This window comes from Pseudomonas cuatrocienegasensis (genome assembly GCF_900110925.1).
GTDB lineage: Bacteria > Pseudomonadota > Gammaproteobacteria > Pseudomonadales > Pseudomonadaceae > Aquipseudomonas > Aquipseudomonas cuatrocienegasensis.
Window position 1 is genome coordinate 42,133 of the sequence record NZ_FOFP01000006.1, and the last position, 7,033, is coordinate 49,165.

General features: G+C 56.0%; 8 protein-coding genes. 3 read left to right on the forward strand and 5 right to left on the reverse strand.

The genetic code is table 11. From position 1 onward, the window contains the following. Nucleotides 1-307: 307 nt before the first annotated feature. The 4 genes from BMW49_RS10220 to BMW49_RS10235 all read right to left on the reverse strand — a co-directional run bounded on the left by BMW49_RS10220 (nt 308) and on the right by BMW49_RS10235 (nt 3,292). Nucleotides 308-1,267 (reverse strand): restriction endonuclease, encoded by a 960-nt coding sequence (locus tag BMW49_RS10220; protein ID WP_069521238.1) that lies wholly within the window; start codon nt 1,265-1,267, stop codon nt 308-310. Between the two features lie 345 nt (nt 1,268-1,612). Beyond that, nucleotides 1,613-1,969 carry a DUF7079 family protein gene (locus tag BMW49_RS10225; RefSeq protein WP_069521236.1) on the reverse strand — a complete coding sequence of 119 codons (357 nt, stop codon included), beginning with the start codon at nt 1,967-1,969 and terminating at the stop codon, nt 1,613-1,615. Then, entirely contained in the window at nt 1,954-2,736 is a 783-nt protein-coding gene (locus BMW49_RS10230) for a hypothetical protein (RefSeq protein ID WP_069521234.1), read from the reverse strand. The genes BMW49_RS10225 and BMW49_RS10230 overlap by 16 nt, the downstream gene beginning before the upstream one ends. A gap of 10 nt (nt 2,737-2,746) precedes the next feature. Next, nucleotides 2,747-3,292, reverse strand: coding sequence for a PAAR domain-containing protein (locus BMW49_RS10235; RefSeq protein ID WP_083251818.1), 546 nt, complete (start codon nt 3,290-3,292; stop codon nt 2,747-2,749). Between the two features lie 509 nt (nt 3,293-3,801). On the opposite strand from BMW49_RS10235, the gene BMW49_RS10240 reads away from it, so the two are divergent. Further along, nucleotides 3,802-4,044, forward strand: coding sequence for a hypothetical protein (locus tag BMW49_RS10240; RefSeq protein WP_069521232.1), 243 nt, complete (start codon nt 3,802-3,804; stop codon nt 4,042-4,044). Continuing rightward, complete coding sequence (locus BMW49_RS10245; RefSeq protein ID WP_069521231.1) at nt 4,037-4,333, forward strand: LasR-specific antiactivator QslA; 297 nt, start codon at nt 4,037-4,039, stop codon at nt 4,331-4,333. Before BMW49_RS10240 ends, BMW49_RS10245 begins: the two co-directional genes overlap by 8 nt. A 59-nt stretch (nt 4,334-4,392) precedes the next feature. Here the strand turns inward: BMW49_RS10245 and BMW49_RS10250 are convergent, their stop codons facing one another. Continuing rightward, on the reverse strand, nt 4,393-5,385 hold the full coding sequence (locus BMW49_RS10250) for a hypothetical protein (protein WP_069521229.1): 993 nt from the start codon (nt 5,383-5,385) through the stop codon (nt 4,393-4,395). A 290-nt stretch (nt 5,386-5,675) separates the two neighbouring features. Here BMW49_RS10250 and BMW49_RS10255 point away from each other — a divergent pair, with 290 nt between their 5' ends. Further along, nucleotides 5,676-6,842, forward strand: a complete 1,167-nt coding sequence (locus BMW49_RS10255) for a zinc-dependent alcohol dehydrogenase (RefSeq protein ID WP_069521227.1) — start codon at nt 5,676-5,678, stop codon at nt 6,840-6,842. The last annotated feature ends 191 nt before the right edge of the window (nt 6,843-7,033 follow it).

The window sequence follows — 7,033 nt, forward strand, 5'->3', positions numbered from 1 at the left end:
TCACCGGCACGGCAGGCGGAAAGCCCAGTAGAAAGAAACACTCTAGTAAACGCAGAATCAATGAGGTCAGTGTCATTGATTTTCAGCTTTCGCTTCCAAGTACGCTGCAGACTTTCTGTCTCCCGCATACCCGAGTGGATCTATGACACTGACCCCATTGATTCTGGATAAACCGTTTCATGGGCTTCCCTTGCGATGAAATTCTCAGAAATCATAGCAAGGGTATGTCCGGGCGTTTTTACACACTCTGGGCCGGTTGCAGTCGGTGGCCACGGGCAGCTACCCGCCAGAAGCTAACGTTGATGCATCACCATCGGCCAATTCCCTGCTCGATGAGCATCTTGGCAAATTGCTCACCATCAACAAGTTCGATTAGAACGCCGGTAGTTTCCGTATAGGTCATGGCAGCCTTTACCGCACTCTCATCGATGGTGCCCGAGGTAATAACCATTCCCAAGTTGGCGTTGGACGCTTCGATGCCATCAATGAGCTGCTCAACCACTTTGCTTGTAACGGGAGCGCTTCCATTCCAATGCTTCGCTTGAACAGCAAGCGTGTACTGGAATGTTTCTGCAACCCTAAAGGTTGCTAGCACGTCTGCCCCTTTATCCAGGCGGCGAGCGACCACCTCCGCATTTTTGGCACCCATTTCGATCAGCAGCTCCTTGATCAGCTCCTCGAATCCAAAGTTATCGATATGGCCTGACCGGAGATGAGCAACGGTCTCTGCAACGAGGGCGCCTTGCAATTCGACTTTGAAAGAAGGCTTGCTTCCGGAGGCCCCTCGCGTGAGCGCGTCATTAATCTCCTCCAGCAAGTCCGTTGCTGATGCCGACGTTCCGTAAACCTTCATTCTGGAAATAAGAGCGGTCTTCGCATAATTCCTTGGGATCGGTTTTTTGCCATTGAGCCACCTGACGGCGCGCCGATAGCTCGTGTCATCGCTCGACCTTTCTGGCAGATAGATGGCATCCCCGATGATTTCAGCCACGTAGAACTTCGGGCCAGAGGGAACGACCACAAGATCGCCAATCTGCATCTCGCGAACAAAGCGCCACATGTGGCCAGCCGCTGCACCGGCACGGTGAAGGGTCTTCTCTTCTGCGTAATGATTGATGTGGATTTGCTGCCTGAATTTTTTCCAAGGCAGAGACGCATCAAGTAATCCTGGCGTTGCTGACCACCCGATAATGATCTGATCGCTTTCGAGCGCTTCAGGCACCTTGTCGATGTTGCTGGGGGCGATTCTAAGAATGAATGCTTGCATAAGTCCTTTCACCTACTGCCAAGACTAGGCCGCCGAGCATAACTGACGGTGAAGATCGCGGGTGCTGAAAGATAGCCCAATAGGCAGAAGCTAGCCGCCGATCCCTCAGCTGCATACACCCAGGCTCTATGACATCGCGCACCTCTAGCGAGCAAACGTGAAATCAATGGGGTCAGTGTGATTGATTTTCAGCTTTCGCTTCCAAGTACGCTGCAGACTTTCTGTCTCCCACATACCCGAGTGGACCTATGACACTGACCCATTGATTAAACGCCGAAACAGCCAGAAATGCTCAGCGGTTTTTCCTAATGTTCAGCGAGTCGCAAGTTCATTTTGCGTTCGGGTTCAAAACCTACTGGCGATTTCCTTCCAGATGTAGGCGTAGTTGTATTGTAGCCAGCGAACCAGCACTTTATCGAACTGCCGACGAAACCAGTTGCGCTCTCTAGCTGCCAGCCTTTCTTCTATCGATTCTCTAAGCATGTCGGGGTCGAACCCCGTCCATACCGGAGGCACTGCTGCCAAGAGATTGGTGAAGCACACCGGCGCGACCTCTGAATAGAGGATTGTGTAAAGTACTTCAGGGTCGACGCCTCTCACCTTATTCGCCACATAGTCATATTCGACGGGAAAATCATTGAAAGGCTCGGAAAGAGCAGCTCTGACTTTCGTCAGTAGTGGTTCGGTCAGAAGATGTCCCAATGGGTGAGCTCCTCTAACTCTTCGTCTAGTGAGCTCGCCACCGCTTCGCCTGCGACACCACCGGCGATTGTCCCAGCCAAGACAACTGCTATTGCACAAATGGGGGCGCCTGGGCCGCACAATGCGCTAACCCCCATCCCTGCAAGAATACCGCCGACCGCACCAGCACCGACGATGATGCCTTGGCGAGCTGCTTCTTTGGGTTTGTTGTCTGCATTCAATATTTGATAGGTCGCTAAAGCAGCCGTCACGAGAACACCAAGCTTGCCCATGATCAGCATTTTTTTTGTGCCGGTCGTGAATTTTGCATTATCACGGCCCGAAGATTCCAGGATGGCGTAGTGAACCTTGTTCTTTTCTACTTCTGAAAGGCTGTCGTAACCCTTCTGAAACAGGTTTTCAGAATACATATCCAAAAGTGTTTTTAGTCCCTTTCCCTCATTTTTCTTCTTCTGAACAACCGCCAACCCCTGCGCTGAAGTGAATTTACGATGTTCCATCATGATTTTGTTTCGCATCTCATGACTAAACTTCACCCCTTCTTGCGCCGTAATCTTTCCCGCTTTAACGTCATCTCGGACTTGCTGAGACATGCGTTTGATATTCTTCGTATAGCTCGACCTGATCTTTTCATCAGAGATCGCATCCAGTGAAAATCTCAGCGCAGAACCTTCCATCAGTTCTAACGCCCTGTCGAGCGGAGATTTTTGCAAAGCGTGCTCACGCTGAACGACATAGCTACCGGTGACAATGTAAGGCTCTGTCATAGGATGGTCCTTATCCTAAAATGGTGTTCAATAGGCTCTCGGTAAGAGAGGAAGGCTGTGCGGATGCTTGCTCTTCAAACTTGAGCATCACGCAGGTCTTACCGGACGGATTTGAAAACTTAACTGCGTTATCTTTATTGAATACACCACTGAGTGATGAACCATCATCAAAATGCGCGGTGCACGATAAGCCCTCATAGCTCTCCTCGGCAGGAATTCTGAAACCGATCCAGCTTGCGAAACCTGTTAACGGAGTTGGAGGAACAAACTCGCAGGGCGTATGGAAATCCCCGATGATCACCGTACCCGAACCACCAATCACGACGTCGCCATGGCTGCCCGTGGTACCGACGAGTGCCGCATTCTTACCATTGATAAATACCGTAGCTGACACGCTCGACGCTAAAGCGCTACCACAGGTACAGGTATCGCCTTTGGCCGCCGCTGCAAGCCCGTCGAAGAACACGTCAGGGGAGGCGGAAGCGATAGCTTGAGAGCCGTGCCCAGGGATGGGGCAACTGGTAGGGTCGGTAATACGTGCGGCTGGCTTTGCCATATTGAACTCCCTGTCAAAAAATCTACGAAGGCCGACTGTATCAAACCTGTGTTGGCAGACAGCACATGCGGCGCGAAATTGGGACACGTCGCGCTATTCGTACTTTTGGATAACAGCTTATGGCTGATCACTGTCGACTGATCTTGCCCCACCCTCCCCTCCCACGCTACAGTCCGCCCGTCGCGGTAAATCCCGCGACCGGGTGTGGTAGCCCGATACACACGAAGGCGCGGTAGCGCCATAGCCGAGAGCAGGCGCTTTTTTCATGCCTGCTGTTTTCTCGCGCAGTTATGGCGGGCCGTGTGAGGCAGGCTTCGGCCTGGCCGGCATTCCTTCGTGAGTCGGTCTACCACCCTTGCACGGTCCGCCTCCATCCGTGTGGTAGCGAATGGAAAGCGGCTCCTTAAAGTCACGAAGGAGCATAAGGAAAATGCACTATCCCCCTTTTATCCAAGGGCTCCGCCCTGGGCTGTTAGCTGTTGTGTTCACGTCCGTTCTGGAGGTGCTGCATGACCAGGCCTGAATCCGTTGTTATCCCCTTCCCCACACCCGCCAACCCGCTGCACAGCTATGTCGCGGACAATTGCGCCTACCAGGCAGCAGCCGAGTATCGCGTGGCCCTGCTGCTCAAGTTGCTTAAGCGCTTGCTGCAACAGGAGCTGGCAACCACCAGCAGCGCCTTGCTCAGCGATTTGATTGTGCTCTACCGCCAGGCCATCACCCAGGCACACAGGAGGGCTGCGCATGATTGATCGGTACTTCGCACACCTCCCCGCCCACGACAATCACCCCGGCGCCGCATTCAGCTGGAGCGAAGACAGCCAGCTGAACTTCACCCGTGGTGTGGAGATGGCCCAGGCCTGGCTGGACGACCCCAACAGTGGTTGGCTATGGACCAACCTGCTGCTGGAGCGCCAGCGGCTCCCTCCCGGGCCGCAACGCCATGCCTTTGAGCTGGGCTTTCTCAGCCGTATCCACCAGCGCCTGTGCTCACCGCTGGGTGGTAATCACCTGGCCAGGCGCACGGCGTTGAGGTTGTAACGGTAGACGCCTAAGGGCCTGCCCGCCGCACATACTGGGGCGGGCAGGTTGTACTTCGCTCATTGACCAAGGCCATCCCCCTGGCTGCTCGTCGCTACGCTGGGATCTGGCGTTACGGTGGGCGGCACGTAATCGCGCAGCAGGCTCCAACCGTCCGCGAACGCGCTGCCATTCTGTACCGATGTCAGGGGGACGCCGATCTTGTACTCGATATGCCCAGCGTTGATGGTTTCTTTAGTCGTGGCGGCGTTTCCCTGGGAGGAGTCGACCATCGGGCTGACGACATGGCCGACCTCCACGCGCAGAATCGCCAGGGCGTCATACTGACCGTTGGCAATATGCAGCGCGTAGCTGGCGTACTCGGTCCTGAACTGACTCTCCTCGAATAAATACACCCGGTGCCGGGTTATCTCCTGTTCGTTATCCGCCACCAGCTCTTCATAGGCGTAGGACAGTTCACTGAGGAAATGGCCGCAGTACCTGGACAGGTCCAGGGTGTCGATAAACCGGCAAGCGGTATCAAGGAAGGGTTTCGTCCTCTTGACGCCCATCAGCCTGGACTTCTCCGCGGTTGATAGCTTTTGCTGCTTGTTTTCCAAGCTGTTTTTCGCATCTAGTCTCGTCTGCATCTCATACAACAGGTCCTCGTCAAAAGGCACGCGGGCCCGCCGGAGTTCGCTGATATACGCAGCGAGAATCTGTTCAAGGTCGGCTTGCGCCGCGACGAGCCCCTTGTTTTCTGGAATGCCCCCATAGGTGCCCTGAACCCGCGCATAAGGCAGTTCTTCAATGGTGCCGAAGTTCGTGTTGGAGAACGCGATATTTACCCGCACCGCGCTGTCGAGAATTGTGCGGGGGGCATAGCCCTCCTCGGCCAGTTTTTTCAGGAACTTCTTGAAGCCAACCAGACGTTTGCTTTCCCGCGTGTCGATCCGGTTCTGCTGCGTCGCACCCAGGGCTCTGGAGGCCGGACGCTTGGACGCAGGCGCCATCCCGCTGTCGCGGATGCCCACCAGATTGGCCTTGTTCGTCGTGTGGTACAGATAGGGCATAGGTATTTCCTTGGCTTGCGCACGCAGCAGTCCATTGAGGGTTGAGGTGCCGAGACAACTCGTTCCGTACAGAAGCCTAGGCCACGAAGCAGAAAAGGGCTTACGTCATCGTTTGCCGCAGCCCCCACAGGTATGTGCGCAGACCTTGCACATGGCAAACGTAGTGTCTCGCAAGCCCGAAGCTCGCCCATGGGCCGACTGTTTAACCACTCATCCTCAAGCCTGAACTAAGCGCCGCGCTACCTCCTCGGACGTTAGGAGCCTCACTCCCCAGGCCTTTGGAGAAAACCATGCGCGCACTGACTTATCACGGTAGCCACGACGTTCGTGTCGACACCGTAGCGGACCCTGTCATCCAGGAGCCAGACGACATCATTCTGCGCGTGACGGCCACCGCCATCTGCGGTTCGGACCTGCACCTGTACCGTGGCAAGATCCCCCAGGTAAAACACGGCGATGTGTTCGGCCACGAGTTTATGGGGGTGGTGGAAGAAGTCGGCAGCGCCGTGACCGCCGTGAGCAAAGGTGACCGGGTGATCGTGCCGTTCGTGATCGCCTGCGGCAGTTGCTTCTTTTGCGAGATGAACCTGCAAGCCGCCTGCGAAACCACTAACCCCGGGCGCGGCGCGATTATCAACAAGAAGCAGATTCCCTCGGGGGCGGCCCTGTTCGGCTACAGCCATCTGTATGGCGGCATGCCGGGCGGCCAGGCCGAGCTGGTGCGCGTGCCCAAGGCCAACGCCGGGCCGTTCAAGGTGCCCGATGAGCTTGATGATGAGCAGGTGTTGTTCCTCACCGACATTCTGCCGACGGGTTACCAGGCGGTGATTAACGCCGGTGTCGGGCGCGGTAGCTCAGTGGCCATCTACGGCGCCGGGCCGGTCGGCCTGATGGCGGCAGCCTGTGCGCGCATGCTTGGCGCGGAGCAGATCTTTATGGTCGATCACCACCCCTACCGGTTGGCTTACGCGCAGGCGACCTATGGCGTGATCCCTATCAATTTCGACAAGATCGACGACCCGGCAGAAGCGATTATCGAGCAGACGGCCGGGCACCGTGGCGTCGATGCGGCCATCGACGCAGTGGGCTTTGAAGCGAAGGGCAGCACCACAGAAACCCTGCTGACCACGCTCAAGCTCGAAGGCAGCAGCGGCAAGGCGCTGCGCCAGTGCATCGCCGCTGTGCGGCGCGGCGGCACCGTGAGTGTGCCGGGGGTTTATGCGGGCTTCATCCACGGCTTTTTGTTCGGCGATGCCTTCGACAAAGGCCTGACCTTCAAAATGGGCCAGACCCATGTACATGGCTTTCTGCCGGAACTGCTGGGGTGTATCCAGAGCGGCCAACTGCAACCGGAGATCATCATCAGCCACCGTATGACCCTGGAGGAAGCAACCGAGGGGTATCGCATCTTCGACAAGAAGGAAGAGGATTGCCGCAAGGTGATCCTGCGGCCCTAGAGCAATGCGGTAACGCCATGTGCCAGGGCGGCCCATGGCGTGCTGGACTTGCCGGTGGTGCGCGCAGGTCGAACAGAGTGATACCTGGGGCATCGTTTCCCGGGTATCGCTGCGCTCAACCCAGGCTACCTTTGCAACTTTTCATTTATTGGCTAGGCCATGGGCTAAGAGCAGTTCACCAGCAAGATTTA